Raw genomic sequence first — 26,640 nt, 5'->3', positions numbered from 1 at the left:
ACGATAATAAGCGCAATCGATTGAAGCTTAAGGGATGAACATGAAAAAAATTGAAGCGATTATCAAGCCATTTAAATTGGATGATGTTCGAGAAGCGCTAGCTGAAGTTGGCATTACAGGGATGACCGTCTCTGAAGTGAAAGGTTTTGGTCGCCAAAAGGGTCACACAGAGCTTTACCGTGGTGCAGAGTATATGGTGGACTTTCTACCTAAAGTGAAGCTCGAAATCGTTGTAACCGAAGATGTGGCTGATAAATGCGTAGAGACAATCATTGAAACCGCGCAAACTGGTAAGATTGGTGATGGTAAAATATTCGTCACTGATATTGAGCGTGTGGTTCGTATTCGTACTGGTGAAGAAGACGAAGACGCGATCTAAGGTTTCTTGTCACCTGTTTCGTATTTATTATGCTAAAAGGGAGCCAAGTGGCTCCTTTTTTGTTGTTTGCTTATTAGTGAAATCATTTAACCCGAGATTGGTTGTTCTAGATTTCGGGTGCCTACATTCAGGTTTGTCGTATGTTTAAGCGTTTTTTTCTGGCGTTAGCTTTTCTCGTAATGGCGGTATTGGTTGGCTTCCAGGTTATTTTCACCGTACCAGATCAGCCGCAAATTATTACTCAAACAGGTACCGAGCTGACACAAGATATCAGGTGCATCGAATTTAGCGATTCAAAAGCTCTCGATCATGACGGCAAAATCAATGTGCTTGTCTGGAATATCTACAAACAGAACCGGGCTAATTGGCAACATGCACTCGATGAGTTTTCTGCTGATAAGCAGTTACTGTTATTGCAAGAAGCCAGCATGACACCATCATTTAAACAGTGGTTGGTGGATGGTCGCTGGGTTAGTAATCAAGTGAGTGCTTTTAAGGCGCTGGGTAGCGGTGCCGGTGTAATTAGTATTGCTCAAGGGCAACCAGAAAAAGCCTGCGCTTACACCTCTAAAGAGCCGTGGCTTCGCTTACCTAAGTCTGCATTATATAGCCAGTATCACTTGAGTAATGGCGAGAAACTCGCAGTGGTGAATGTACATGCGATTAACTTCACCGTGGGTACAAAAGAGTATGTATCTCAGTTAACGGCGCTTGAAATGCTTTTAAAGCATCATGTGGGGCCAATTCTATTTGCTGGAGACTTCAATAGCTGGAGTGAATCTCGCGTTAATGCGATGAGGCAGGCCTTAAAGGCTGCGGACTTACAAGAGGTGACGTTCTTGCCGGATCATCGAGTCCAATTTATAACAGGGTTACCACTGGACCATGTGTTTTACCGAGGTCTGACGCTTAAGTACGCAAAAGCGCCGCAGAGCGACGCTTCCGATCATAACCCATTGTTATTGTCATTTACGTTAAATAACTAGCTTAGGTTACCACAATATAAAGTGCCCAAATAACGTAGAAGAATACCCATGGCAGGCTTGCTATCACCAAAGCTTGGCCACGTTCAAACTCCGTCCACGTCAGTACAACGCCGTAGCCGAGCACAATGTACCAAGGCAGAAGCAAAGGTAACGAGCTAGCGAAATGAGACCATTCGTTAGTAAGAGGCAGCTTTAATAGACCATTGAGGCTATTTAAATCGGCAGCGTAAGTCATTACCTGACCATGCTTGAGTAGCAAGCTCGCGTAGCTTGCTACATCGCCCAATACTGCTGGGAATAAGATAGCACACGATGCGGCAAACCATTTCCAGTAACCGTATTGTTGTTTGCTTGCCTTTGTTGCAAGAAAGAACCAAAGCGCGAGCAATAGTAAGGTGGCAAAGCGGTTGAATACATCATTGATGATCGCGCTTGCCATTAGCGTGTTTGGTTCTAATAGCTCAATCTGCTTCGGGTCGATTTGCTGAAATTGCGCAGCAAGTTGGTCACTGAGCCACGTGAAATCGACATTCGAAAAGTAAGCACCCCAGAATAAAAACGGACTAAGCATCAGGAAGATGAACGGTTGCCATCCCCATCCACCGCGTTGATAAAGCGCAAGAAAACAAGATGTTGGAGAACGAAAAATGTCCAACAGCATCACAAGTGGATTGCTTGATGGGTTCATACACTTACCTTCGTTACGTCAACGTACAACTTAAGCTTTTGACCTGGTTGTAAGTATTTTTTCTTGTGTAGCGAGTTCCATTTCACGATGTCGTTCGTTTTTACTTTGAACTTGCTTGCAATGCCGCTAATGGTGTCGCCAGAGCGAACGTTGTAGAAAACGGTACGGATCACAGAACCTTTGTCTGAGTCCTTCCAAATCACTAGCTTTTGACCCACACGCAATGGATCTTTAGGGCCCATACCATTCCATTTAGCTAACGATTTATACGACACTTTATTGTTACGTGCGATTGACCACAAACTTTCTCCAGACTGAACGACATGGGTGAGCTTGAGTTGACCACGAGCACGAGATTGAGTCTTGTTTAATCGGTTTTGTGCCGTTAATGCATATTTTGCATCGTCTTTTGTTGATGTCGGAATCAATAGGTATTGACCAATACGAATGTTGTTATTCGATAGGCCGTTGGCACGTCGAATGACTTTCGTGGTTGTGCCGTATTTATTAGCTAGCACGCTTAAAGAGTCACCAGATTTCACCTTGTAGCGAGCGACCTTCATCCCTTTACCGCGATTTTTCTCCACCTTGGTGAGAAAAGTCTCTTTTTTCTCTGCGGGAATCAAAAGTTGGTGCGGCCCCTCAGGCGCTGTCGACCACTGGTTGTATGCTGGGTTGTAACTCTGCAACTCTTTTACGCTAATGCCGGCATAATCTGCGGCAATAGCCAGATCTAACTGCTCTTCTGGATCAACAAGCGTTAGAACAGGCTTGTTTGGAATTGCAGGAATATTAAGTCCGTACTTGTCTTGGTTTGCGATAACGTCAGCCAAGGCCAATAGCTTAGGAACGTAACTGCTGGTCTCTTTTGGTAAGTCTAATGAGAAGAAATCGATAGGTTTACCGAGCTTTTTATTCTTACGAATTGCGCTAGAAACTCGGCCTCCACCGCTGTTATAAGCGGCGATTGCATGTTCCCAGTTACCATCAAAACGCTCGTTTAGTTGTACTAGGTAGTCCAGCGCTGCATCCGTTGCTGCTGCCACATCTCTGCGACCGTCATACCAGTAGTTTTGCTCTAGTCCCATCATTTTTCCGGTGCCAGGGACAAATTGCCACAACCCAGCTGCGCTACCATGTGAGTAGGCAAAGGCATCGAATGAACTTTCCACTACAGGAAGTAAAGCAAGCTCCATTGGGAGTCCGCGCTCTTCTATACGTTTTGTTATCATGTATAGAAAAGGAGTCGCACGCTTAGATACCGTGTAAAGGTGATTTGGGTGCTTTAAATACCACGTACGGTAGTAGTCCACTTTCTTGTGGTTTGGGATATCCATGTCCAGCTGCATGGCGATACGTTGCCACACATCTTCTTGTTCTTGGGGGGAGAGAACTTTAGGCGCGTCGTTAGCGGATTTTTTTGCTAGTGACGATTTATTGCCCGGTTGAGCTTTTACTGCATTTTGCTTTGCAGTCTGCTCAGATTTATTGGTTTCTGGTGTAGAAGACGTTGAATCTGACTGAGTCAATTGACAGCCAGATAATAACAACGCTAACGCCCAAGTATACTTCAAACGCATGGATTCAGCCTATTTAGGGCCTGTTTATCTTCACCTGCCTGTCGCGCAACGTAATGTGCGTGGCAGTCGCAAGATAATAGACATCTTTTAAACACTAACTAATTTATAGAGGCAAAGAGCTTCTAATTATGCAATGGGGAGAAATTCAAATAGATTTATATCAACCCCAAACGTAAGAGAAGCGCCAGTGGCGCTTCTCGAAAAATCAGTCCCTGATAATACTGGGGTCTTGCAAACTTACAAGCAGAAAATGGTTAAAATTCGTTCTTCCATTCGCGTAAAGCAGTAAAAACCGAGCATGGATCGCTATTTTTAATACGACTAGCAACAGATTGAACCACGTCAGGGTTAGAGGTTCGCAAGAACGGATTAATCCACTTTTCTTTGCGTATTGTTGTTGGAAGTGTCGGAATGTTGAGTGCTCGCAGTCGGTTTACATCGTCGCGATATTGGCGAAGTTGCTCATTGTCAGGTTCAACCGCTAGAGCAAACGCCACGTTACTCGCCGTGTATTCATGTGCGCAGAAGACTTGAGTTTCTTCTGGTAGAGACGTTAGTTTGCTCAGTGATTCAAACATTTGCTCAGGTGTACCTTCAAAAATACGACCGCAGCCAGCAGAAAAGAGCACATCACCGCAAAACAGTTTTCCGTCCCCAACGTAACCGATATGGCCCAAAGTATGACCGGGTAACCCAAGTACTAAGAAAATCTCACCAAACAACTCTAGCTTGTCGCCTTCTTCCATTGGTGTCGTTAGGGTTGGAATTGGCTCTGATTTTGGGCCCACAACGGCGACGTTAGGAAATGCACGCACTAAGTCTGGAACGCCACCAATGTGATCGTTGTGGTGGTGCGTAATTAAAATCGCTTCTAAAGTTAATTCGTTAGCCTGCAGAAATTCTAATACTGGCTTCGCATCGCCCGGATCAACGATTGCGCAGCGCTTATCGCTATTTTGTATCAGCCAGATGTAATTATCATTAAATGCGGGTATGCTTTTGATCTCTAACACGATTCGTTCTCCGTCACCCATTTTAGTCAGGTGGTTAATGAAACCAGCACTCAGCAACAAAACTATACCACACCCGTCGACTTGGTCAGCAATGAACAACGGTCCGTGGGTGCTTGAGTCAATCCAGACCCGACTTGATGAATGGTGCCCGAAACTCTTCGGCTACCATATGCTCAAACTGGGCGGGTTGAGCTGTGAGCTAACCAGCTGTAATTGTAACATTCAACACCAAGTCAACGTAGATATCCAGAACCCGTTGCATAATGTGATTGCAGATGGTTACGAATTACCCTTTTTGGAAAAAAGCTTTGATGTTGTGATACTCGCTCATCAGCTCGACTATGCAAGCGATCCACACCGTTTGTTGCGTGAAGTCGATAGAGTGATGATGGATGATGGCTATGTAATTATTACTGGATTCAACCCATTAAGCTTGACTGGATTAGCGAGTTTGCTTCCATGGCGTAAACATAATTTGCCTTGGAGTGGACGAATGTTTACGTCGAACCGCATCAAAGATTGGTTAGGGTTACTTAATTATCAAGTGATTCATTGTGATCGTTATGCGCTGTTTCCGATGAAACGTTACCGTACGATGTGGACATGGTTGGAAAATAGTCTTGGTGATTGGGCATCACCCGCTGGGAGTTTGTATTACATAGTCGCGCGGAAACGGACATACCCTCTCAAGCCTATCAAACCGCATTGGCGCTTGAAGAAAAAGCTCACACCACTTGGGGTGATGAATCGAGAGGGTAACACTATGAGGAAAGAATCTCGCTAAGAGGGTTGGTAACCTGTATCTTCCTCAGTTGGGTTTTCTGCAGCAGTCCGGGCTAGCTCGTCACACATTTCGTTCTCACGATGGCCCGCGTGGCCTTTTACCCAATGCCATTCAACTTGATGGCGTGCGGTTTCTTTGTCTAGAGCTTGCCATAAATCGGCATTCTTCACGGGTTTTTTATCCGCTGTTTTCCAACCACGCTTCTTCCAGTTATGGATCCACTGAGTAATACCTTGGCGCACATATTGGCTGTCAGTCGTTAAAGTGACTTTGCAAGGTTGTTTTAGCGTCTGCAGCGCGACGACAGCCGCCAACATTTCCATGCGGTTGTTGGTAGTTAATGTATAGCCTTTGGAAAGTGTCTTTTCTACGTCTTTGTAACGCAATACTATGCCGTAACCACCTGGTCCTGGGTTACCTAAACAAGAACCGTCAGTGAAAATCTCAACGTGTTTGGTCATATTTTTTGGTACTATTAGCCGAAACATTTAATAAAGCATAGTCTGACATACATAACCTTATGAATACCAGCAGCAATTCTGAATATAACCGCATTGTCGTTCTCGATACCGAAACCACTGGTATGAACCGCGAGGGTGGTCCTCACTACATGGGACACCGCATTATTGAAATCGGTGCCGTGGAGATCATCAACCGTAAGCTGACTGGTCGTCACTTCCACGTTTATTTAAAACCCGATCGTGAAATCCAACCAGAAGCGGTGGAAGTTCACGGTATTACGGATGAATTCTTGGTTGATAAACCGGAATACGCGAGCGTGCACCAAGAGTTTCTTGAGTTTATTAAAGGCGCAGAACTTGTTGCCCACAACGCGCCCTTCGATACCGGCTTTATGGATTACGAGTTTGGCATGCTCGATCCTAACATCGGCAAAACGGACGACTACTGCAAGGTGACCGATACCCTTGCTATGGCGAAGAAAATCTTCCCTGGTAAGCGAAACAACCTTGATATCTTATGTGAACGTTACGGTATTGATAACTCGCACCGTACACTCCACGGAGCTTTGCTCGATGCGGAGATTCTAGCCGACGTTTACCTCTTTATGACGGGTGGTCAAACGAGTCTAGAATTTAACGCGAATAAACAAGAGGGTGGAGTAGAAACCATTCGTCGTATTGAAGGAAGAAAAGCGCTAAAGGTTTTGCGCGCAAGTGCCGATGAACTAGAAGCTCACCAAAAAAGATTAGAGTTGGTGAACGACTGTATTTGGCATCAATAGGAGAAGCTATGTTGAGGGCTTTGTTGGTCGCGTTTTTAGCGATATGGAGTAGTCTCTCGAGTGCTGCGAGTGAATCTACAATGTCTTTGTTAGACAATCGCTTTCGAGTTGATCCAACCATCGAGCAGATCACGTTTTTGGTTTATCGTGAGCAAAGTTCTCAGCCAGTTGTTTTAGTCCGTCCTGACGGTAAAAAATACTATGCTTGGGGCTCTTACGACAATGTACGTTGGTATCAAGAAGCCTCACTCGATATTATTTCCGTTGATAACCCTATGCCAGGTCCATGGCAGGCTGTGGGGAAAGTTACGCCTAAAAATAACATCCGCTTAATTTCTCACCTAAAGCTCAGTACGGATCTGTTCCCAAACCGATTATATAATGGGGAAGCGCTTAAGTTTACAGCTCGTCTGACCTCCGACGGAAAACCTCTTGTATTGCGCGACTTCCTTGATCGCGTGAATCTGCGCGTGACATTTACCAAGTTTGTCGAAAATGAAGATGAGCTGATCAAAGAAGCTCGTCCAGTGCCGATGGTTGTGGGTGAGTTTTCTGATGACGGCCGCGGCTTGGATGAAAAAGCAGGGGATGGTGTGTTTACGGTTCAGCTCCCAATAGATGTTGAGCCTGGTAAGTACCGCGCGCGCATCACGTCTGGCAATGGCGTATTCTTACGAGCGCAAGAACAAGTCATCTTGGTTTATCCGAACCCAATTTCTCGTACTTTTATTCAGGCTCGTAATCCCGATAAGCCACACCAATTAGTGGTGAGTGGCGAGCAAGGTATGATTGCACCAGGCTCCATTGCAGTCACAGTGAAAAAGGACGCTCCCGATGGTTTCATTAGTTACAGCCAAGGACAGGTCTCTAAAGATGGAATGAGAGTTACGTTGAACCTCAATAACGATGCTGAGCTTGGTAAGTACGCATGGCGCGGCGAGATCTTTACCACTGATTTTGCAACCCAGCGTCCGTTGGTGTTTCCTATTCCAGAGCAAACCTTCAGTGTTGTTGATGAAGTTGATCTAGAAGCTGCTCGAATTGCAAAAGAAGCTGAATTAGCCGAGCAGCGCCGTATTGAAATGGAAAAGCAAATTATCGCTGAGCGGGAGGCTGAGCGTAAGCGCAGCATGATTATTATCGCGGTGGGTAACGTGATAATGCTGCTGATTGTGATCATTGCATGGATAGTCTGGCGCAAAATTAAAGCGAAGCGCGATGCCATGCCAGAGATGCAGTTAGAAGTGCCAAAGAAATAGTAGTAACACATAAAGCGAGAAACGGAGCCAATCGGCTCCGTTTTTTTCAGTTTAAGTTTGAGACAGAATTTGATATTTCTCATGGTCATTAATCATTTTATTTTAAAGTAACACCATGATTTAACGTTGATTAATCATAATAAAGCTCGCATGATACTCTTTACGTATCGACTTGATTTTAGTGCGTATAGACGGAGTGAGTTATGACAATTGGAGAGTTAGGACTAGAACATTTACCACGACAAAAGGCCTTGGTTGAGTCAGCTTATGATGCCTTTTATTCTGAAAAAGACGTTGTTGCCGCGGTATTGCTTGGCTCCTTGTCATCAGGACAAGGTGACCGTATTTCGGACGCTGATGTTGTTGTATTTACTCAAAACAACTTCCATAAAGCCTCAGAGCCTTGCTTTACCCAGTTTGAAGCTAATAAAGACATTTTTTATCGCCTTGAGGGAGAGCACAACGAAAATGCGTGTTTCAAAAAATACATTTTTAATGACCTAACCAGTGCAGAGATTCATTGTTTAGATCTCTGTGACCCCTTCAAACTTTCTAAGCCATTTAAGACTTTATTTGATAAAGCTGATGTGATTGCGGGCATGGTTACTGATGAACCTGCGCCAAAGCATGAAGATTTCCCAGTTTATACCAGTGGTGATCAAGGCCTGATCTGGGAACTCTTTGATTGTATTAAGTGGTTGAGCAGAGATAACCATGAGCTTGCTAAGTCCTACTTGAAAAAACTCTCTGAGAAACTCTAATTTGAGAGTCATCTCCGTTCCTCCCACTGAAGTTAGTTAGGCGGTTAGGTTATGAAATACAAAAAGCGTCAGAAGTATAAATACACTCTCCATTCTGAAGAAAAGATTGAGACTCACATTTCAGTGAGTAACGCGTATGACAGCCCTTTTCTTAGTTTGTCCAAACAAGGCGTGTTAACGATTAAAAAGGGCTATGCATGGGATGGAGCGAGTGGGCCAGCGTTAGACACAAAAAACATTATGAAAGCTTCTTTAGTGCATGATGCTCTTTACCAACTCATGAGGGAAGAGGTGTTGCCACAAAGTGCTCGAAAGCATGCGGATACGTTGTTGAGAGAAACATGTTTAGAAAAAGGAATGTCTAGCTTCAGAGCAACTTATATCTATTATGGCGTCAGAGTTGTCGGTGGCTTCTTTTCTAGACCTGATACTTTGTGTGCTTAATGGGAACATCTTTCCAACGTTTAACTGTTTATTTATACAGTTTAGTTATGTAAGCTCCAAGGTGATACAAAGGAGTAGTACATAATGACAATAAGATATGAAGAGCATGTGCCAAGCCCGAAAGAATACTGTGATATGCGTGTCAAAGCCGGGCTATCACCCAAATCGTTGAAAGCTGCTGAAATTGGTCTACCCAATTCGTTATATGGCGTATCTGTTCGGGATGAAGGAAAGCTCATTGCAATGGGTCGGGTTGTTGGTGACGGGGCGTGTAACTTCGAAATTGTCGACGTTGCCGTTGATTCTGATTATCAAGGCAACGGTTTAGGTAGAAAAGTCATGGAATACATCGACGGTTATCTTTCATCTGTTGCACTTGAAGGCTCTTACGTTTCTATGATTGCTGATGAACCGGTCTTTTACGAAAAGCTTGGTTATAGGCTGGTGGCTCCTAAAAGCCAAGGGATGACAAAAAAGTTTAAGCCAAAGGTGTAACACGTATTCAGCTGTGAAGATAAGCACTAGAAAACAGGAGTTTAATTTCCTGTTTTCTATATTAAATTTGTATTTAAGCCACTTCTGGAATTGGTTTGGGTGGCTGCTCTAAATCAGGCTCTTTTTGAACAGTAGGAATTTGTCCCTCACCCACAGCACTGATGTAACAGCCACTAAGTTTAATGGCAAGGTACATATCAGCTCGCAGTAAGATGCCTCCTTCACTGGTGCTGATACCAGTAAGCTCACACCATTGACGAAGACGTCGTTTCCTTCCAGCGAGGATTAAGCGTACGCCTCTCTTTTTCAAAGTATTGTGAATATCTGCCAGTGTTGCCATCACACTGAGATCCAAGTGAGTAAAGCTCGATACGGCGTCGATGACAACGCAACTTGCGTCTTTGTGATGCTCTGCCTGCTCTAACACTCTACGTTTAAAGTAAGGAGCATTGAAGTAAGTTAGCGGTGAGTTAAAGCGGTAAATCACCATTCCAGGAATAGGCGAAGCTTTTCCTGAGTCGTCGATGGTCCGAATGGTACCTTTTTCATCCAAGCCAAGTAGCTGATCACTCGGTCGCATGACAATCCGTAAAAATTGAAACAGCCCTAGCAATACCGCCAAAGTGATCCCCGGTATTACACCCACGATCAACACAGAAATAAAAGTAATGATGGCCAGATAAAATGCATCTTTGTCACGAGATTTTAATTTCCAAATTGCTTTAAGATCGAGCAGCGATAGGGACGCAATGATCAATACAACACCAAGTGAAGCGATAGGGATGAACTGCAAAGGCTCGTAAATAAATACCGCAATAATGGCAATGGTGATTGCGGCGACAATCGAAACTAATTGAGATTTACCGCCATTTGCATCATTGACGGCTGTGCGTGAGTCAGCGCCGCTTATCGCGAAACCTTGCGAAAACGCTGAGGCAATGTTGGCAAAACCCAACGCCTGAAACTCTTTATTAGCATCAATATCATAACCGTTTTTAGCAGCGAAACTGCGGGCGGTGAGCATCATGCTAACAAAACTGACAATCGCAAGGTTGAGAGCCGGGACCACTAGTTCACGAACTTCACCTAGCTCAAATTCCGGTGTTTGAAACTGAGGGAAGCCACCTTGAGTGAGTCCGACAACCGATACGCCCATCTCTTGTAAATGGAAAAACCAAACTGACGCAGTAGTTACGAGGATCGCCAGCATGGCAGCAGGCCAAGTTGGTCGGTAGCGTTTGGTGAGCAAATAAACGACAACCGTCACGATACTCAGAGTTACAGTAGGCCAATGAAGATCGGTTAATCGTTGTGGAGCTTCCCATAAACGTTCCAGTAAATAACGTTGCTCGTATTTCAAACCGACTACTTTCGCAAACTGACCAACGATAATTGTGAGAGCAACACCGTTGAGTAGACCCAAAAGAATCGGACGAGAAAGGAAATCTGCAAACACCCCTAGCTTGAAACGACTTGCCAGTACACACCAAACCCCCGTCATTGCTGTCATGGTCATAACCAACTGCCAATGTTTTGTGGGGTCACCTGCGGCAAGTGGTGTCACAACAGCAGCAATCACTGCACAGGTTGCTGCATCGGGTCCGACAATGAGTTGCCGAGATGTGCCCATCATGGCGTAAACCAACATTGGCAGTACACACGAATACAGACCGACAATTGCGGATACACCAGTTAACTGTGCGTAAGCTATGGCAACTGGCAGTGCAACCGCGACAACAGAAAAGGCGGCTCTAAAGTCGTTAACAAACCATTCTTTTTGATAATGCTTAAGCTGAACAAGCCCTGGGAACCACTGTGCGAGTAATATTTTAGCCAACGGATTTACCATATATGTGAGTGAGTTACTTAAAGTATACACCGCTTAGTTGGAACGTCTGTGAGTTAGTTATCACTGGAAATCGGGGGAAAGATTGGAGTGCGTGGCTTTTATTGCGATTGCGCAGGGGCTTCGTGGTGTGAGGTGTTATGAACGCTATTCTGGTAGCAATAAAAAACGGGAGTTGTCACTCCCGTTGTATGGTTTCAGATTAGAGAGTTAGGCAACGCTATCCATCTGAGGGTATAGCGGCTTTGCGGCGAGCAATTCCGGCTCGAAGTCGTCAACGTTGATTGTATCTAGACGATGCTGTTCCGCTTCTCTGAGTAGATCGGCTTCTTCTTGCGTGATAAAGCCTTGCTCTAGCCCTTCCTGAGCAATCATATCCAAACGTAAGAATGGGCGACGCTTACCCTGCGCTTTACATACTTTGTCAAACACAGGTTCAGCTTGAAGAATGACTGATAGTGCAAGCTCAATCTTACCTGCTGCGTTGTGCTCGGTTGGTTCAAGGTATTGACCGCGACCAATGCGTGAGCGCGTTGCACTTGGCGTTTGTAGAATGCGTGCCACTTTACTGTCTAGTTTATCGCTTGGTGCTTTGCGTACGCGACCAAATGGCATGATTAATACGCGTAGCGCACGGCCAATCACTTTGTTCGGGAAGTTTGCTAAGAACTCATCTACTGCCACTTCCGCTTGTTTCAAACTGTCTTGTAGACCCCAGTGTACTAATGGTAAATCTTCTACTGGACGGCCATCTTGCTCAAAACGTTTCAACGTCGCAGAGCTCAAATATAGCTGGCTTAGAATGTCACCAAGACGTGCTGATAGACGCTCTTTACGCTTCAAAGAGCCACCTAGCACTGCCATTGAGATATCCGATAGCAGAGCAAGGTTTGCACTGTAACGGTTCAATTGTTGGTAGTAACGCTTGGTTGCATCTTTGGTTGGTGATGAAGAGCCCAGACCGTCGCTCAAACCAAACCAGATACTGCGCACTAGGTTACTCATTGTAAAGCTCACGTGACCAGCAAGCGCTTTATCAAATTTCTCGACAGCATTACTTGCTTCAGAATACGCCGCGTTCATTTCTTCAAGAACGTACGGATGGCAACGGATTGCGCCTTGGCCAAAGATGATCATTGAGCGTGTTAGAATGTTAGCACCCTCAACCGTTACCGCGATTGGCGCACCTTGGTAACCACGAGCTAGGAAGTTAGAAGGTCCCATACAGATACCTTTACCGCCTACGATGTCCATTGCATCGATGATGCTTTGCTGGCCGCGGTGCGTACAGTGATACTTCACGATAGCTGAGATAACTGAAGGTTTTTCACCTAAGTCGATACCCGCAACGGTTAAGTTGCTTGCTGCATCCATCACGTAAGCATTACCACCCAAGCGTGCTAATGGTTCTTCAACTCCTTCCATATGGCCGATCGGCTGTTTGAACTGACGGCGAATACGTGAGTAAGCACCGGTTGCCATTGCCGCAGTTTTGATGCCACCTGTTGAGTTTGAAGGTAGCGTGATACCACGTCCAACCGACAGACACTCAACCAGCATACGCCAACCTTGGCCCGCCATTTTTTCACCACCGATAATGAAATCGATAGGAACAAAGATGTCTTTACCGCGCGTTGGACCATTTTGGAATGGTACATTGAGCGGGAAGTGTCGGTTACCAATCTCAACACCTTTGACATCAGTTGGGATAAGCGCACAAGTGATGCCAAGATCTTCTTTGTCGCCTAGCAAACCTTCAGGATCGCGAAGTTTAAATGCTAAGCCTAGTACCGTTGCGACTGGCGCTAGGGTGATGTAGCGCTTGTTCCAAGTCAGGCGCATACCCAGTACTTCTTTTCCTTCCCATTCGCCTTTACAGACCACACCGTAATCTGGAATAGATCCAGCGTCAGAACCCGCTTCTGGACTTGTTAGGGCGAAACAAGGGATTTCCTTACCTTCAGCTAGACGCGGTAAGTAATGATTTTTTTGATCTTCAGTACCGTAGTGTTGCAGTAGCTCACCTGGGCCCAAAGAGTTAGGAACACCAACGGTAGACGATAGAACGCCAGAAACACCCGTTAGTTTTTGTAGTACTAGTGATTGCGCGTATGCTGAGAACTCAAGACCACCGTACTTTTTCTTAATGATCATGGCGAAGAACTTATGATCTTTCAGGTATTGCCAAACTTCTGGCGGTAAGTCCGCGAGTTCATGGGTCACTTGGAAATCACTCACCATGGCGCACACTTCATTCACAGGGCCGTCTAAAAAGGCTTGTTCTTCCGCACTTAACTTAGGTGCTTGAATTGCGTGTAGCTTTTGCCACTCTGGTTTGCCTTTAAATAGTTCGGCTTCCCACCAGACGGTACCTGCGTCTAACGCTTCTTTTTCGGTTTGAGACATAGCTGGCAGCACTTTCTTGAAAAGCACTAACGCTTTGCGGCTAATTAAAGACTGACGTACGCCAGGAACCGCGAGCACAGCTGCGGCGAGAACGTAAATCGCCCAACCAATAACGCCGACAGTACCAGCTACTGTAAGAGCCAGCATGGCTGCGGTGAGTAAGCTAATAGATTTCACGAGAGACATGCGGTGGTAGAGCGTAATGCCTAGCACGATCGCCATCGTGATGATTGAGAGCAAGATGTCCATATATATTTTCCTTTTCAGACTTTATAAGTTTTGTACGTCTGCATGTTAGGTAAGAGGTCTAACCAGTTGGTTTAAGTGTAATCAAAATATTAAGGAAATGTAAAACATAAGATTGGATAAAAAGTGATCTAAGTAGAGTTAAAATTCTAAAGTTGAGATTTGAGTGATGGTTTCATGAGCAAGTTGACAAGTTTATTACCATCACTAATCTAAATCTGTTGGTTCACTATCGACACTAATTCTCGTTTGTGGGTAAACTCAGAGTAATCAAACCCGAGTTCCGGTTTATGAAATGTCCGATACCAAATTGGTATCAGAACAATTTGCTCAGTGAGTCAAGAGCTGACTGAAGCCGAAATAATAAAGAGAACGTCTTATGTACCATGATCTGATTAGAAGTGAATTAAACGAAGCTGCTGAAGTGCTCAACAAATTTTTAAGCGATGACCATAACATTGCGCAAATCGAAGCAGCGGCGAAAATGATTGCTGACTCATTCAAGCAAGATGGTAAAGTATTGTCGTGTGGTAACGGTGGTTCTCACTGTGATTCAATGCACTTTGCCGAAGAGCTAACAGGCCGTTACCGAGAAAATCGTCCTGGCTATGCTGGTATTGCTATTTCAGATCCAAGCCACCTTTCTTGTGTGAGTAATGACTTTGGTTATGACTTCGTGTTTTCACGCTATGTAGAAGCGGTTGGTCGAAAAGGTGACGTACTGTTTGGTCTGTCGACGTCAGGTAACTCAGGTAACATCCTGAAAGCGATTGAAGCAGCACAAGCGAAAGGCATGAAGACGATTGCGCTAACAGGTAAAGATGGCGGCAAAATGGCAGGCCTTGCAGATATTGAAATCCGCGTGCCACACTTTGGTTATGCAGACCGCATTCAGGAAATTCATATTAAGATTATTCATATCATCATTCAGTTGATCGAAAAAGAGATGGAATAATCGTTTACGGCCACCGTTTCGAGCTGTGTTGTTAGGGAGTTTTTTAAACCATGTGTGAATTGCTCGGTATGAGCGCTAATGTTCCAACGGATATTTGTTTCAGTTTTACTGGGCTCATGCAGCGTGGAGGTCGAACCGGCCCACACCGTGACGGATGGGGGATCACCTTCTACGAAGGGAAGGGCTTTCGAACCTTCAAAGATCCCAAGCCAAGTTGTGAGTCTAAAATAGCAGAGTTGGTACAAAATTATCCCATCAAAAGTCGTGCGGTCGTTAGTCATATCCGACAGGCGAATCGTGGTGGTGTTAATTTAGAAAATACTCATCCCTTTACACGTGAGCTGTGGGGTAGGTATTGGACGTTTGCGCATAACGGTCAGCTCTCTGGCTACCAAGACTTGCATACAGGTCGGCATCGACCTGTCGGTGAGACAGATAGTGAACTGGCATTTTGCTGGTTATTGAAGCAAATGGAAGATCGATATCCTGAGCCACCAAAGGATATGGAGTCGGTATTCTTATATGTTGCTAAATGTTGTGATGAGCTAAAAGAGAAGGGTGTATTTAACATGCTTCTGAGTGATGGTGAGTATGTAATGACGTATTGCACCAATCATTTGTATTGGATCACAAGACGCGCACCGTTTGGAAAAGCCGCGTTGCTTGATGAAGATGTGGAAATTAACTTCCAAGAAGAAACAACGCCACACGACATCGTTTCTGTGATCGCAACTCAACCTTTGACGGGCAACGAAGCTTGGCAGCGTATGAAACCTGGCGAATACGGCTTGTTTCACCTAGGTGAACTAGTCAAAAATAATGCCTCTGAACTGGTAAATGTGCCGTTTGCGGCGGCTAAGCCGGGCAATCAAGCGCCAACCGAACCGTTAGAGTGATGGTCTCTTACTCTGAATATAAAAATAAAGCTCGCTTAATCGCGAGCTTTATTTTTATGCGTTTTAAACCGAGGGCGGATACGGATGAGCATTCTTACTTTCTAGAGTGCTGGTAGTAGAGTCCTAGTCTCGCTAAGGCTTGCTGTAAAGACGTAACTGATAGAAATTTCTCATAAAACACCTCGTCAGTCTGAACGGTGAAGAACGAACCAGATTCAGAATCTACTTTCCGAGTGTTATGTTACTCAAGTGGTTATGGGATTTTTTAGAATGTTGGGTTTTAGGTTTCTAGTCTAACTACGGCTTTCTTGAATCAAGTTTATAAGTATTAAAACAACCAAGAGCAGCCCTCAGGCTGCTCTTTTGTGCTTGGAGTTTATTATTCAGGGCTACTCATCTGAGGCGTACCCATGTACGCCAAGCTCTGCGCCATCTAAATAGGCTTTACCATCCTTCATGATCAACCGCTCGTCTACCAGCCACTTAGCCACCATAGGGTAGATTCGGTGCTCCTGCGCCTGAACACGTGCCGCAAGTACACTAGCATCATCGTCTTCGAACACAGGAACTTTTGCTTGCAGTATGACAGGGCCACCATCAAGCTCTTCCGTTACAAAGTGCACACTCGTACCATGTTCTTTATCGCCAGCATCAATTGCTCTCTGGTGTGTGTGTAGCCCAGGATATTTTGGTAGAAGAGAAGGGTGGATATTGATCATCTTACCCATGTAATGAGAAACAAATGCGCTGCTCAGAATGCGCATGTAACCAGCAAGAATAATCACGTCTGGTTGGTATTCATCTATTTGACTCATTAGCTCTGCATCAAAGCTTTCACGCGAGCTGAATGCTTTAGGGTCGACAAAGTGACCGTCTACATCAAACTTTTTTGCACGTTCTAAACCAAAAGCATCTGCTTTGTTAGAGAACACGGCTGCCACTCGTGCGTTTGGCATGCTGTCTTCGCAAGCTTCCAAGATAGCTTGCAGGTTACTTCCGTTACCCGAGATGAGGACCACAAAGTTTTTTAGGGTATGGTTTTTCATGATGTCGAGAGCGCCTTGGTATTGTAGGTTGGAGTTATGTAGCTTCTAAACTACCTACTAATAGAATGGTTTTTAGTGTTCTAGATAGCAAAATGAGGACCTAGTCATCTAGTGTCCTCATTCTTCTTATCTTTTGAGCTCGATTTGCAAATTATTGGATTTCAACTTGCTCTTCGTTCGCGTCTGCTTGTGCGATTTGACCAATCACCCACGCGTTTTCGCCTTCTTCTTTAAGAAGAGCAACTGCTGCGTCTGCCTGGTCTTTCGGTAGTGCGACGATTAGACCTACACCACAGTTGAATGTGCGGTACATTTCGTGTGTGTCGACGTTGCCTTTCTCTTGTAGCCACTTGAAGATAACTGGCCATTCCCAACTGTTACCATCGATAACTGCTTTCGTGCCTTCAGGCAGTACGCGTGGGATGTTTTCCCAGAAACCACCACCAGTGATATGAGAAATCGCATGGATGTCGTGTTTCTCAATCATCTTAAGTGCTGACTTGATGTAAATTTTTGTTGGTTCTAGTAGGTGCTCACCAATAGTGCGGCCTGCTAGCTCTTCGCTCTTATCTGCACCAGATACTTCTAGGATCTTACGGATAAGGGAGTAACCGTTTGAGTGTGGGCCGCTTGAGCCAACAGCGATAAGTGCATCACCAGCAGCGACTTTCGTGCCGTCAATCACGTCTTCTTTTTCTACTACGCCAACACAGAAACCAGCTACGTCGTAGTCTTCGCCTTCATACATGCCAGGCATCTCCGCAGTTTCGCCACCAATTAGGGCACAACCTGCTTGAACACACCCTTCTGCGATACCTGAAACAACATCCGCTGCGGTATCAACGTCTAGTTTGCCTGTTGCATAGTAATCTAGGAAAAACAGTGGCTCTGCGCCTTGCACGATAAGATCATTTACACACATTGCCACTAGGTCGATGCCAATCGTGTCGTGCTTATTCATATCCAGTGCTAGGCGAAGTTTTGTGCCAACGCCATCAGTACCAGAAACCAGTACAGGTTGTTTGTATTTAGTTGGCAATTCGCATAGCGCGCCAAAACCACCGATACCACCCATAACTTCAGGGCGACGAGTACGTTTTACCGCACCCTTAATACGATCCACAAGCGCGTTGCCTGCATCAATATCTACACCAGCGTCTTTATAGCTAAGAGAAGAGTTGTTACCACTCACAGGGAAGTCCTCGGTATTAAGTTGGATATGAAAACGGCGCTATTCTAACAGTGCTTAAACATAGATAGCAAACGTTTGCGTCTGTTTTTTTCTTTAGTGATTTATCCTGATATCCCTGTGAAAATCATGTATAATCTGAAGGTTTGTTTAAATATTGCCAACTATAGCCGGAGATGGACATGAAAGTTGTTGAAGTAAAGCACCCTCTAGTAAAACATAAAATTGGTCTAATGAGAGAAGGTGACATCAGCACAAAACGTTTTCGTGAGTTAGCGACTGAGGTCGGTAGCCTACTTACTTACGAAGCAACGTCAGACTTTGAAACAGAAAAAGTGACCATTGATGGTTGGAACGGTCCGGTAGAAGTAGACCAGATTAAAGGTAAAAAAGTAACCGTAGTGCCAATCCTACGTGCAGGTCTAGGCATGATGGATGGAGTTCTTGAGCACATGCCAAGCGCACGTATCAGTGTTGTGGGTATTTACCGTGATGAAGAAACGCTTGAGCCAGTTCCTTACTTCAACAAGCTTGCTTCAAACATCGAGGAGCGTATTGCGCTTGTTGTTGACCCAATGCTTGCAACAGGTGGTTCTATGATTGCTACTATCGATCTCCTAAAAGAGAAAGGTTGTAACCAAATCAAAGTGCTGGTACTTGTTGCTGCACCAGAAGGTATTGAAGCGCTAGAAAAAGCACACCCAGATGTTGAGCTATACACTGCGGCAATCGATGAGAAGCTTAATGACAAAGGCTACATCGTTCCGGGTCTAGGCGATGCAGGTGATAAGATCTTCGGTACTAAGTAATTCTTTGATGTATTACTATGACTGAACAGAAAAAGGCTTGGTGAAAACCAAGCCTTTTTTGTATCTACAAGAGGAGAAGAGTAAGACACGCCACCTAATAAAGCGGCGCAAACGAACTATTTCGCGCTTTCTTCTTCCATTTGTGCGTTATCCACAACGTGGTTTTCACCTAAATCGTTTGGTAGCACAAGGTTAAGAATAATTGCCACGATACCGCATAGGCTCACACCTTGTAGACTGAACTCACCAATACCGAAAGCCATACCACCAATGCCAAACACAAGTGTTACGGCAACAATCACTAGGTTACGAGACTTATGTAAATCAACGTTATTCTTGATCAGTGTGTTGAGGCCTACCGTTGCGATGGAGCCGAACAGCAGAATCATGATGCCGCCCATAACAGGAACTGGAATCGTTTGAAGAACCGCACCTAGCTTACCTACCAATGCAAGTACGATTGCGGTGATTGCTGCCCAAGTCATGATCACAGGGTTAAATGCTTTGGTTAGCATTACCGCTCCTGTTACTTCACTGTAAGTGGTGTTTGGTGGAGCACCCACCATCGAAGCTGCGATAGTTGCCACCCCGTCACCTGCGATTGTGCGGTGAAGGCCTGGTTTTTTCAGGTAGTTTTTACCTGTAACGTTTGAGATAGCAAGCATGTCACCTACGTGCTCAACCGCAGGTGCGATAGCGACAGGAATCATGAACAAAATTGCGTTGATATTGAACTCTGGCGCGGTGAAGTTTGGCATGGCTAGCCAAGCCGCTTGTTCTACGGGAGTGAAATCAACCACACCGTAGAATAGAGAAACAGAGTAACCAGCAAGAATACCACCAACAATAGGAACGAGCTTCAAAAAGCCTTTTGCAAAAACGCTGAGTACAATGGTTGTGAGCAGTGAGACCGCCGAGATAATGATCGCAGCATCACCATTAACTAGCTGTGCCGCTCCATCACCAGTTTTACCTACCGCCATGTTCACTGCTGTTGGGGCAAGGCCAAGGCCGATAACCATGATCACAGGGCCAACGACAACGGGCGGGAGAATTTTATGGATAAATCCAACACCGCGCACTTTGATCATCGCCCCTAGAGCCACATAAACTAAGCCCGCTGCCATCAAGCCGCCCATTGTTGCACCGATACCCCAAGTTTGGATACCGAACATAATAGGAGCAATAAACGCAAAAGAAGAGGCAAGGAAGATGGGAACAGAACGTTTAGTCATTAATTGGAAGAGGAGAGTACCGACACCGGCACCAAAGAGGGCTACGTTTGGATCAAGGCCAGTTAGGAGCGGCACAAGCACCAAAGCACCAAAAGCGACAAAGAGCATTTGAGCGCCTTGTAACGCGTTTTTCATAATAATTCCCTATTTTCAAGATACGCAGACAAATCCGGCGAATACTATCATCCTGCAATCGTTTGCAATGTTGCATAGATCAAACTTTCGATTGAATTTTTCCCATAAATAGCACTTTTGAGAGTTGCTTGCTTGCAAATTGTCCTCTTTTACGTGTCTTGCGTGAAGATGAAAAATGGACAGCCTAACTTGTTGAGATAGCTTAATAAGCAATGAGTTTATTATAAAAAATAGCACTGAAGCGCTGGTTGAGGCCCGAGTTAACAAAGCTGGTCATAATACAGACAATTTACTCAGTACTTACCTTGCTCAAGATTTGATAGTTGCTTATTATTCGGGTTCTTGTTCAGAGGATTATAAAAACTATGCGCTATTTAGCTCTCTTACTGATAGGTTGGTTGTCCCTACCAGTATATGCATTAACTCAGGTGGATATCTATCGTGCCGAAGTGGTTATCGACAGTGAGCAGAACGACGGTGAGTCTTTGGCTCGTCAACAAGGTATGCAGGATGTGATTGTTCGAGCGACCGGTTCTCAATCCTCTTTAAGCAATCCAGTGATTAAAAAGGCACTCAGCTCAAGTGCGCGTTACATTTCTCAACTGAGCTATGGGCAGGTTGATGGAAAAGCGAGCCTAAAAATGTTGTTTAACAACGACCAAATCAGCTCTCTTTTAACACAAGCACAATTGCCATCTTGGTCGCCAAATCGTGCCAATATTTTAGTTTGGATGGTTGAAGAACGGGGTTACGATCGTAACATTGCGTGGGAACATTCTGAATCTTCAAATGTTGCAGCACTTCGTAGCGCAGCGAAATTAAGAGGCCTACCAATCACTATCCCGGTTGGGGATTTTGATGATGTGACCGGTGTTAATGTCTCTGATCTTTGGGGCGGCTTTATTGAGCCAATTGGTCAAGCCAGCCAGCGCTACCCAGCTGACGCCGTTTTGGTTGTACGAGCTCAAGGTGAACAAATTCGTTGGACACTCTACGACCAGTCGCCAACGAGAATTGTAGAAGCGCAACGTTCTCCGCGTAGCGGGTCTGCATCAGGTGCTAATGCTATTGCAGAAATGGTGGATGGCATCGCAGACTACTATGCAAGTAAGAGTGCAGTTGTGGTTTCAGGAAAGTCTTCAAAAGCGCTAGCAGTGAAAGTCCTTAATGTAACCTCTGCCACGGACTTCTTCCGTTTAGAGAATGCGTTAAAACAACTTAATTCGGTTGCGGGTACAGAGATTAAGCGTGTTCAAGGGGACGAGTTAACGCTCAACATCCACCTTTTGGCATCACAACAAGCTTTTGAGAAAGAAGCTTCTTCTATTTCTCAATTAATGGTTTTTGAAGATCCTTTAGGTGAAGTTGATGCCCCAGCTTCAACTCAAGAAGAAGAGCCATTGGTTCAGAGTAATGAAGCAAAAGACGCCGTGACGCCAAAAGAAGCGCAGCCTGAAGTACCAGTAGATCTTGTGGCAGAAGCAAGTGACGAAACACAGCCAACTCAGCCGATGATTGTGGAGCCTGTCCGAGAACAGTATGACTTGATCTACGAGTGGCGCTCGGCATCGTAATCGCCTTCGTAGCGTTCCAGGCGTGAAACGCAAGGATCAAAGACCAATGTGGTAAGCATAAAAAAGAGTCGCAATAGCGACTCTTTTTGTTTTCTAAATTCGTATTCGAACCAATGATCAGTGATTGACTGCAATTGGCGTTATTTATTGAATTTCGCTTTTTCTTCTTTTTCTACTTGAGAGAGGCGTTTCAACTTAAGACCTAGCTCTTTGCCTCTCGCTCTAGCAAACAAAATATTGCCAGCGAAACCGAGTGAAGTCAGTATCAGTTCCACTGCCGCAAGCCAGCGTTCACCCCCATCCACATAAAGGATGGTCAGCGCATGCAAGAAATACAGCATAAGAACAAAGTTAGCCCAAGCATGAGTGTAAGGCTTACCAGCTAAAATACCAGGTAACGGAAGTAGTAGCGGAATACACCAAGCAATAGCAAGTGTTGTGCTGCTGAGGTGAGGGTGAGGGGATAACGCAAGCTGCCAAATAGCGACCCAGGCTAATAAGGCTAAGTTGCCAAATAAAGCCAGGTAACGATAGGTTTTAGCCTGTGTACCGAGTGGTGTTTGGTCTAAAGAGTCAGACATCGATTAACTATCCTTGATTTTACTAACAGACTTTTAGTTTTAACGCTGCAGTTGCCAGCCTTTTGCCTAATTGTTGTGCCAGGCGAATCTCTTCACTGCTTAGGGTTGCCTCATGGCCTACACTGCTGGCGCCATACGGAGTGCCTCCGGACTGCGTAGTGTGTAACTCTGGCTCGGAATAAGGAATGCCCAAAACCATCATCCCGTGATGCAATAAAGGGGTCATCATGCTTTGTAACGTTGTTTCTTGACCACCATGCATCGAGGACGAAGAGGTAAAGACACAAGCAGGCTTATCGATTAAGTCACCACTGACCCATAAAGATGTAGTCTGATCCCAGAAGTGCTTTAAAGGCGCAGCCATGTTGCCAAACCAGACGGGACTGCCAAACGCTAGACCGTCGCACGTTTTCAGTTCCTCTAGAGTAACAATTGGATCAGAAGGGGAGTGTGAGTGAGGTGACAATTCTTCAACTGTACGCAAAACTGCTTGGCATTGAGGAGTCGATTCGACTCCTCTTGCTATTTGTCTTGCCAGTTGTTTTGTCGAGCCATGACGGCTGAAATACAAAATAAGGATCTGGCAATCCATTTATAAAATATCCAACACTTGCTCTGGTGGGCGACCAATTTTTGCTTTGCCGTTAGCAACGACTACCGGACGCTCAAACAACTTTGGATTTTTCGCCATTGCTTCGAATAATTGCTCATCGCTGACGGAGTCTTCGCCTAAGCCAAGCTCTTTATATTCACTTTCTTTAGTGCGCATCATTTCACGTACAGATGAAAAGCCAAGCTGGGCGTACAGCGCTTTTAGTTCATCCACGTTAAGTGGTGTGTCTAGGTATTTGACGACTTCCGGTGTAACACCATTTTGCTCAAGCAGTTCAAGTGTTTGACGGCTCTTTGAGCAACGAGGGTTGTGATAAATCACGACTGACATGGTTTTCTCCATTTCGTTATTGTAATGCCATGAATCGATCTCTTTGGATCATGAGTTGGTCGATACGGGCATCGTATCGTGCTTGCTCTAAGCTGCCCAACTTGGCCATTTTACTTGCTTCACTATAATATTGAATCGCTTTATTCCAATTTGCTCGCAATGCCAAAATTTCTGCTCGAGCAGCCAACTCTTCATCGCTACGCCCCAGCGCGTGGTAGCTCTTCGATATTAGGTGCCAGCCATTTGTATCTTCAGGATAGTCATGAGTGTATCTTTGAAGAACTCGCGTGGCTTGATCGTTTTTATTGTCCTCAAGTAGCGCATTGGCGTAGTTAATGGTCAATACTTTATTTTGAGGGTTACGAGATAACGCTTTGCGGAGCATCTCGGTTGCTTTTTCTGGCTGCTTCTTCTCGATGTATAAATCCGTCATAGCGTCCAAGTAAAACGGGTTACTTGGGTCTTGTTCCAGTAACTTTTTCAAAATTGGTTCCGCTTGAGATAAGCGTTTATTGTCTAAATGCACGAGTGCTCGACCATAATCAAAAGCAGGTGTAATGTCCGCAGAGGCTTTCTTTTGGGTTCTCTCAAACCAGCTCAGGGCGGCTTGTCCATCAATGCCAGCGTAACGAGCCACAATGCGCGCGCGAGCTAGATGATAGTCTATTGAAGGCACAACACGCATTGGAGGATAGGTTCTTGCTCGCGCACGGCTATCGGTAATTCGATCTTCAGGCAGAGGGTGAGTCAGGAGCATTGGTGGCGGTTTACTCGCATAACGATACTCATCAGCAAGACGGCCAAAAAACCTTGGCATTGCTTGAACATCAAAACCGGCTTTTGCTAGTGTCGAAATACCAAAGCGATCCGCTTCTTTTTCGTTTGCACGAGTGTAGTTGATTTGACTTTGCATGTTGCCCGCGGTTGCTGCTGTAATTGCAGCCATCCCCGCTTCGGGTGAGGCAATTGAAAGCAGTAGTGCCCCCGCAAGTGCGGCTAACGTGGCCGGAGAGCGGCGTGCTTGTTCTTCCATACTCCGAGCAAGATGACGTTGTGTGACGTGCGCTATCTCGTGAGCGACAACAGAGGCCAGCTCACTTTCTGAACGAGCATGAAGAAACAACCCAGAATGCAGCGCTACATAGCCACCAAAAAACGCGAACGCGTTGATATTACGGTCGCGAATCATAAAGAAGTGGAACGGCGTTTTTACATCATTCGCATTGGCCACTAATTTGTGCCCAAGAGAGTCAATATATTCATTGATGACAGGGTCATTAACGATAGGTTTACTGGCTCTGAGCATACGCATATAGGCGTCGCCATAAATCAACTCTTGGTCTATTGAAAGCGTGCCACCAGCAGCTGTGCCAATGTCTGGCAAGTCAATGCTATTGGCATAAGTTGTCGGCGAACTGATGGCAGCAGCAAGACATAAGCAAACTAGCGAGCGAGTGCGTTTTAACATACGTTTAAAAGGTTCTCCAAAATACATAAGCATGTGGTTACAGGTCGAGAGCCTATTAACAGCGCCACATACGTTTTGGTTATCCGTGAGGATATAAGCTAACAGTAAGACCGGAAATAAATGAATTGGTTTCGTAAATTATTTTACATCCGAGCTATTTCAGCATGTGGTTAAATCATGTCAGAAGTGCTAGCACCAGCTCAAAAAGCCGTTACAATACAACCCTATCATAAGTGCAGAGCAATACAATGGAATCCATGTTACTTGATTTGCGTGAGCAACGTTGTCCTATGGCACTGTTACTTGCAAAGCGTCATGCTGCTGAGGTCTTTCAAGGAGAAGCAAAGCAGTATCATCAACTTGTCATTCAAGTGGTGGACAACAGCTCTAAACGAGACATTGTGAACTATCTTAGTGCCCAAGGGTACTCGGTTGATTGCCAATCTACATCAGAGCACTACACATTGACTGTCTTCAATAAGGAATCCGCATAAGATGTTTGAAATGGTTAGTCGTTGGTATAAACGACGTTTCTCTGACCCTCACGCAGTAAGTCTCGTCGCGATCTTGCTGTTTGGCTTTATCACCATTTACTTCTTTGGACACTTGATTGCGCCATTACTTGTCGCGATCGTTTTGGCTTATCTACTTGAATGGCCAGTTGTCAAAATGTGTCGTATGGGCGTGCCGCGCACTTTGTCGGTTATTATCGTGATCTTGGTCTTTGTCGGGTTAATGTTAATTGCGTTGTTTGGCTTGGTTCCGACGATTTGGACTCAGGTCGGTAATCTAATTAACGATATTCCGAACATGTACAACGGGCTACAAAAGTTTATTGTCACATTGCCAGAGCGCCACCCTGAACTAGCCAATTTAGAAATAGTAGAAACCGTGGTGACGAACGCCAAAAACCAAGCATTGGGGCTGGGTGAAAGTGTCGTCAAAGGGTCGCTTGCTTCATTAGTTAGCATTGCAACGCTAGCGGTATATTTGATCTTAGTGCCACTTCTGATCTTCTTTTTGCTTAAAGACAAAGAAGAAATGCTGCGAATCGCAAGCGGTATTCTGCCGAAAAACCGTAAATTGGCGAATAAAGTTTGGCATGAAATGAACGAGCAGATATCAAATTACATTCGCGGTAAAGTGTTAGAGATTTTAATCGTGGGCGGTGTGAGCTACGTGACTTTTGCCCTTTTAGATCTTCGTTACTCGGCGTTGCTTGCCGTAGCCGTTGGTCTGTCGGTTTTGATTCCTTATATCGGTGCGGCGGCTGTTACTGTACCTGTTGCCATCGTTGGTTTGTTCCAATGGGGTTTAACGCCTCCGTTTTATTGGTTGTTGCTTGCTTACGGTATTATCCAGGCGCTTGATGGTAATGTCTTGGTTCCTGTTCTGTTTTCCGAGGCAGTAAACTTACACCCAGTTGCTATCATTGTGGCTGTATTAGTCTTTGGTGGGCTGTGGGGTTTTTGGGGGGTGTTCTTCGCCATTCCTTTAGCGACATTAGTCAAAGCCGTATGGCATGCATTACCAAGCACGGAAGAAAACGAACCTGTCGAACAAGAGTAGTTGTTACCAAAGGTACGATTGACCCGTCCTGAAATGGGTTGACACTTTTTAACTAAAACGCTCGATGTACTTCATCGGGCGTTTTGTATTTTAAAGCCGTATGAGGCCTC

General features: G+C 45.1%; 27 protein-coding genes. 14 read left to right on the top strand and 13 right to left on the bottom strand.

Annotated elements, in window-relative coordinates; translation table 11 throughout:
* Window positions 1–40: 40 nt before the first annotated feature.
* Window positions 41–379 carry a nitrogen regulatory protein P-II gene (glnB, locus tag R7P64_RS11535; RefSeq protein ID WP_005380372.1) on the top strand — a complete coding sequence of 113 codons (339 nt, stop codon included), beginning with the start codon at window positions 41–43 and terminating at the stop codon, window positions 377–379.
* Window positions 380–519: 140 nt separating this feature from the next.
* Complete coding sequence (locus R7P64_RS11530; RefSeq protein WP_005385372.1) at window positions 520–1,365, top strand: endonuclease/exonuclease/phosphatase family protein; 846 nt, start codon at window positions 520–522, stop codon at window positions 1,363–1,365.
* A 1-nt stretch (window position 1,366) separates the two neighbouring features.
* Here the strand turns inward: R7P64_RS11530 and R7P64_RS11525 are convergent, their stop codons facing one another.
* The 3 genes from R7P64_RS11525 to gloB all read right to left on the bottom strand — a co-directional run bounded on the left by R7P64_RS11525 (window position 1,367) and on the right by gloB (window position 4,646).
* Entirely contained in the window at window positions 1,367–2,053 is a 687-nt protein-coding gene (locus R7P64_RS11525; RefSeq protein ID WP_005380375.1) for a YIP1 family protein, read from the bottom strand.
* A complete protein-coding gene (locus tag R7P64_RS11520; RefSeq protein ID WP_005385375.1) occupies window positions 2,050–3,633 on the bottom strand; it encodes a LysM peptidoglycan-binding domain-containing protein in 1,584 nt (527 codons plus the stop codon). The genes R7P64_RS11525 and R7P64_RS11520 overlap by 4 nt, the downstream gene beginning before the upstream one ends.
* A gap of 254 nt (window positions 3,634–3,887) precedes the next feature.
* A complete protein-coding gene (gene gloB, locus R7P64_RS11515; RefSeq protein WP_005385377.1) occupies window positions 3,888–4,646 on the bottom strand; it encodes a hydroxyacylglutathione hydrolase in 759 nt (252 codons plus the stop codon).
* Window positions 4,647–4,683: 37 nt separating this feature from the next.
* On the opposite strand from gloB, the gene R7P64_RS11510 reads away from it, so the two are divergent.
* Window positions 4,684–5,430 (top strand): class I SAM-dependent methyltransferase, encoded by a 747-nt coding sequence (locus tag R7P64_RS11510; RefSeq protein ID WP_017636046.1) that lies wholly within the window; start codon window positions 4,684–4,686, stop codon window positions 5,428–5,430.
* On the opposite strand, the gene rnhA is transcribed toward R7P64_RS11510, so the two are convergent.
* Entirely contained in the window at window positions 5,427–5,891 is a 465-nt protein-coding gene (gene rnhA, locus R7P64_RS11505) for a ribonuclease HI (RefSeq protein WP_005380384.1), read from the bottom strand. The two genes, R7P64_RS11510 and rnhA, sit on opposite strands and share 4 nt — an antisense overlap.
* 59 nt (window positions 5,892–5,950) lie before the next feature.
* On the opposite strand from rnhA, the gene dnaQ reads away from it, so the two are divergent.
* The 5 genes from dnaQ (at window position 5,951) to R7P64_RS11480 (ending at window position 9,632) form a co-directional block, all read left to right on the top strand.
* On the top strand, window positions 5,951–6,673 hold the full coding sequence (dnaQ, locus tag R7P64_RS11500; RefSeq protein WP_005380385.1) for a DNA polymerase III subunit epsilon: 723 nt from the start codon (window positions 5,951–5,953) through the stop codon (window positions 6,671–6,673).
* A gap of 8 nt (window positions 6,674–6,681) precedes the next feature.
* Entirely contained in the window at window positions 6,682–7,932 is a 1,251-nt protein-coding gene (locus R7P64_RS11495) for a TIGR03503 family protein (RefSeq protein ID WP_167415387.1), read from the top strand.
* A 203-nt stretch (window positions 7,933–8,135) separates the two neighbouring features.
* The gene (locus R7P64_RS11490) at window positions 8,136–8,693 is read left to right on the top strand and encodes a hypothetical protein (protein WP_047102599.1); all 558 of its coding nucleotides are present in this window, start codon (window positions 8,136–8,138) and stop codon (window positions 8,691–8,693) included.
* 51 nt (window positions 8,694–8,744) lie between these two features.
* Window positions 8,745–9,137: a DUF1353 domain-containing protein gene (locus R7P64_RS11485; RefSeq protein ID WP_017633769.1), complete on the top strand. Its 393-nt coding sequence runs from the start codon at window positions 8,745–8,747 to the stop codon at window positions 9,135–9,137.
* Between the two features lie 84 nt (window positions 9,138–9,221).
* Entirely contained in the window at window positions 9,222–9,632 is a 411-nt protein-coding gene (locus R7P64_RS11480; RefSeq protein WP_114323537.1) for a GNAT family N-acetyltransferase, read from the top strand.
* Window positions 9,633–9,705: 73 nt separating this feature from the next.
* Here the strand turns inward: R7P64_RS11480 and R7P64_RS11475 are convergent, their stop codons facing one another.
* Both R7P64_RS11475 and fadE read right to left on the bottom strand, forming a co-directional pair.
* Window positions 9,706–11,481 (bottom strand): SulP family inorganic anion transporter, encoded by a 1,776-nt coding sequence (locus tag R7P64_RS11475; RefSeq protein WP_213886666.1) that lies wholly within the window; start codon window positions 11,479–11,481, stop codon window positions 9,706–9,708.
* Window positions 11,482–11,688: 207 nt separating this feature from the next.
* Window positions 11,689–14,133 carry an acyl-CoA dehydrogenase FadE gene (fadE, locus tag R7P64_RS11470; RefSeq protein WP_005385392.1) on the bottom strand — a complete coding sequence of 815 codons (2,445 nt, stop codon included), beginning with the start codon at window positions 14,131–14,133 and terminating at the stop codon, window positions 11,689–11,691.
* A gap of 376 nt (window positions 14,134–14,509) precedes the next feature.
* Here fadE and lpcA point away from each other — a divergent pair, with 376 nt between their 5' ends.
* Together lpcA and R7P64_RS11460 are read left to right on the top strand one after the other, a co-directional pair.
* A complete protein-coding gene (gene lpcA, locus R7P64_RS11465; protein ID WP_005380392.1) occupies window positions 14,510–15,085 on the top strand; it encodes a D-sedoheptulose 7-phosphate isomerase in 576 nt (191 codons plus the stop codon).
* A gap of 50 nt (window positions 15,086–15,135) precedes the next feature.
* On the top strand, window positions 15,136–15,981 hold the full coding sequence (locus R7P64_RS11460) for a class II glutamine amidotransferase (RefSeq protein WP_005385395.1): 846 nt from the start codon (window positions 15,136–15,138) through the stop codon (window positions 15,979–15,981).
* 389 nt (window positions 15,982–16,370) lie between these two features.
* Here the strand turns inward: R7P64_RS11460 and purN are convergent, their stop codons facing one another.
* Both purN and purM read right to left on the bottom strand, forming a co-directional pair.
* A complete protein-coding gene (gene purN / locus R7P64_RS11455) occupies window positions 16,371–17,027 on the bottom strand; it encodes a phosphoribosylglycinamide formyltransferase (protein WP_025768256.1) in 657 nt (218 codons plus the stop codon).
* 151 nt (window positions 17,028–17,178) lie between these two features.
* Window positions 17,179–18,219, bottom strand: coding sequence for a phosphoribosylformylglycinamidine cyclo-ligase (purM, locus tag R7P64_RS11450; protein ID WP_005389861.1), 1,041 nt, complete (start codon window positions 18,217–18,219; stop codon window positions 17,179–17,181).
* Window positions 18,220–18,398: 179 nt separating this feature from the next.
* Between purM and upp the strand changes: the two genes are divergently transcribed.
* Complete coding sequence (gene upp, locus R7P64_RS11445) at window positions 18,399–19,025, top strand: uracil phosphoribosyltransferase (RefSeq protein ID WP_005380401.1); 627 nt, start codon at window positions 18,399–18,401, stop codon at window positions 19,023–19,025.
* Window positions 19,026–19,141: 116 nt separating this feature from the next.
* Here upp and R7P64_RS11440 read toward each other — a convergent pair whose 3' ends face one another.
* Complete coding sequence (locus R7P64_RS11440) at window positions 19,142–20,395, bottom strand: uracil-xanthine permease family protein (protein WP_005389855.1); 1,254 nt, start codon at window positions 20,393–20,395, stop codon at window positions 19,142–19,144.
* A 365-nt stretch (window positions 20,396–20,760) separates the two neighbouring features.
* Between R7P64_RS11440 and R7P64_RS11435 the strand changes: the two genes are divergently transcribed.
* Entirely contained in the window at window positions 20,761–21,969 is a 1,209-nt protein-coding gene (locus R7P64_RS11435; protein ID WP_005389853.1) for a DUF2066 domain-containing protein, read from the top strand.
* A 140-nt stretch (window positions 21,970–22,109) separates the two neighbouring features.
* Here the strand turns inward: R7P64_RS11435 and R7P64_RS11430 are convergent, their stop codons facing one another.
* The 4 genes from R7P64_RS11430 to R7P64_RS11415 are packed head-to-tail and all read right to left on the bottom strand — an operon-like array spanning window position 22,110 to window position 24,961.
* Window positions 22,110–22,550, bottom strand: coding sequence for a DUF2069 domain-containing protein (locus R7P64_RS11430; protein WP_005380407.1), 441 nt, complete (start codon window positions 22,548–22,550; stop codon window positions 22,110–22,112).
* A 22-nt stretch (window positions 22,551–22,572) separates the two neighbouring features.
* Window positions 22,573–23,142, bottom strand: a complete 570-nt coding sequence (wrbA, locus tag R7P64_RS11425; protein WP_025768258.1) for an NAD(P)H:quinone oxidoreductase — start codon at window positions 23,140–23,142, stop codon at window positions 22,573–22,575.
* Window positions 23,143–23,493, bottom strand: coding sequence for an arsenate reductase (glutaredoxin) (arsC, locus tag R7P64_RS11420; RefSeq protein WP_005380410.1), 351 nt, complete (start codon window positions 23,491–23,493; stop codon window positions 23,143–23,145).
* A gap of 16 nt (window positions 23,494–23,509) precedes the next feature.
* Window positions 23,510–24,961: a tetratricopeptide repeat protein gene (locus R7P64_RS11415; protein WP_005394337.1), complete on the bottom strand. Its 1,452-nt coding sequence runs from the start codon at window positions 24,959–24,961 to the stop codon at window positions 23,510–23,512.
* A gap of 257 nt (window positions 24,962–25,218) precedes the next feature.
* Here R7P64_RS11415 and R7P64_RS11410 point away from each other — a divergent pair, with 257 nt between their 5' ends.
* Together R7P64_RS11410 and R7P64_RS11405 are read left to right on the top strand one after the other, a co-directional pair.
* Window positions 25,219–25,455, top strand: coding sequence for a sulfurtransferase TusA family protein (locus R7P64_RS11410; protein ID WP_005380414.1), 237 nt, complete (start codon window positions 25,219–25,221; stop codon window positions 25,453–25,455).
* A 1-nt stretch (window position 25,456) separates the two neighbouring features.
* The gene (locus R7P64_RS11405; protein ID WP_005389843.1) at window positions 25,457–26,530 is read left to right on the top strand and encodes an AI-2E family transporter; all 1,074 of its coding nucleotides are present in this window, start codon (window positions 25,457–25,459) and stop codon (window positions 26,528–26,530) included.
* Window positions 26,531–26,640 lie beyond the last annotated feature (110 nt).

The sequence above is a fragment of the Vibrio sp. 2304 genome (genome assembly GCF_033339475.1).
Lineage (GTDB): Bacteria > Pseudomonadota > Gammaproteobacteria > Enterobacterales > Vibrionaceae > Vibrio > Vibrio alginolyticus.
The sequence above is the reverse complement of the archived record's forward strand: the minus strand, read 5'-3'. Positions and strand labels throughout refer to the sequence as shown.

Bases quoted from the DNA above. Each gene is read 5' to 3' on its own strand.
- glnB (WP_005380372.1), top strand. From the start codon at position 41: ATGAAAAAAATTGAAGCGATTATCAAGCCATTTAAATTGGATGATGTT.
- R7P64_RS11530 (WP_005385372.1), top strand. From the start codon at position 520: ATGTTTAAGCGTTTTTTTCTGGCGTTAGCTTTTCTCGTAATGGCGGTA.
- R7P64_RS11525 (WP_005380375.1), bottom strand. From the start codon at position 2,053: ATGAACCCATCAAGCAATCCACTTGTGATGCTGTTGGACATTTTTCGT.
- R7P64_RS11520 (WP_005385375.1), bottom strand. From the start codon at position 3,633: ATGCGTTTGAAGTATACTTGGGCGTTAGCGTTGTTATTATCTGGCTGT.
- R7P64_RS11510 (WP_017636046.1), top strand. From the start codon at position 4,684: ATGAAACCAGCACTCAGCAACAAAACTATACCACACCCGTCGACTTGG.
- rnhA (WP_005380384.1), bottom strand. From the start codon at position 5,891: ATGACCAAACACGTTGAGATTTTCACTGACGGTTCTTGTTTAGGTAAC.
- dnaQ (WP_005380385.1), top strand. From the start codon at position 5,951: ATGAATACCAGCAGCAATTCTGAATATAACCGCATTGTCGTTCTCGAT.
- R7P64_RS11495 (WP_167415387.1), top strand. From the start codon at position 6,682: ATGTTGAGGGCTTTGTTGGTCGCGTTTTTAGCGATATGGAGTAGTCTC.
- R7P64_RS11490 (WP_047102599.1), top strand. From the start codon at position 8,136: ATGACAATTGGAGAGTTAGGACTAGAACATTTACCACGACAAAAGGCC.
- R7P64_RS11485 (WP_017633769.1), top strand. From the start codon at position 8,745: ATGAAATACAAAAAGCGTCAGAAGTATAAATACACTCTCCATTCTGAA.
- R7P64_RS11480 (WP_114323537.1), top strand. From the start codon at position 9,222: ATGACAATAAGATATGAAGAGCATGTGCCAAGCCCGAAAGAATACTGT.
- R7P64_RS11475 (WP_213886666.1), bottom strand. From the start codon at position 11,481: ATGGTAAATCCGTTGGCTAAAATATTACTCGCACAGTGGTTCCCAGGG.
- fadE (WP_005385392.1), bottom strand. From the start codon at position 14,133: ATGGACATCTTGCTCTCAATCATCACGATGGCGATCGTGCTAGGCATT.
- lpcA (WP_005380392.1), top strand. From the start codon at position 14,510: ATGTACCATGATCTGATTAGAAGTGAATTAAACGAAGCTGCTGAAGTG.
- R7P64_RS11460 (WP_005385395.1), top strand. From the start codon at position 15,136: ATGTGTGAATTGCTCGGTATGAGCGCTAATGTTCCAACGGATATTTGT.
- purN (WP_025768256.1), bottom strand. From the start codon at position 17,027: ATGAAAAACCATACCCTAAAAAACTTTGTGGTCCTCATCTCGGGTAAC.
- upp (WP_005380401.1), top strand. From the start codon at position 18,399: ATGAAAGTTGTTGAAGTAAAGCACCCTCTAGTAAAACATAAAATTGGT.
- R7P64_RS11440 (WP_005389855.1), bottom strand. From the start codon at position 20,395: ATGAAAAACGCGTTACAAGGCGCTCAAATGCTCTTTGTCGCTTTTGGT.
- R7P64_RS11435 (WP_005389853.1), top strand. From the start codon at position 20,761: ATGCGCTATTTAGCTCTCTTACTGATAGGTTGGTTGTCCCTACCAGTA.
- R7P64_RS11430 (WP_005380407.1), bottom strand. From the start codon at position 22,550: ATGTCTGACTCTTTAGACCAAACACCACTCGGTACACAGGCTAAAACC.
- wrbA (WP_025768258.1), bottom strand. From the start codon at position 23,142: ATGGATTGCCAGATCCTTATTTTGTATTTCAGCCGTCATGGCTCGACA.
- arsC (WP_005380410.1), bottom strand. From the start codon at position 23,493: ATGTCAGTCGTGATTTATCACAACCCTCGTTGCTCAAAGAGCCGTCAA.
- R7P64_RS11415 (WP_005394337.1), bottom strand. From the start codon at position 24,961: ATGTTAAAACGCACTCGCTCGCTAGTTTGCTTATGTCTTGCTGCTGCC.
- R7P64_RS11410 (WP_005380414.1), top strand. From the start codon at position 25,219: ATGTTACTTGATTTGCGTGAGCAACGTTGTCCTATGGCACTGTTACTT.
- R7P64_RS11405 (WP_005389843.1), top strand. From the start codon at position 25,457: ATGTTTGAAATGGTTAGTCGTTGGTATAAACGACGTTTCTCTGACCCT.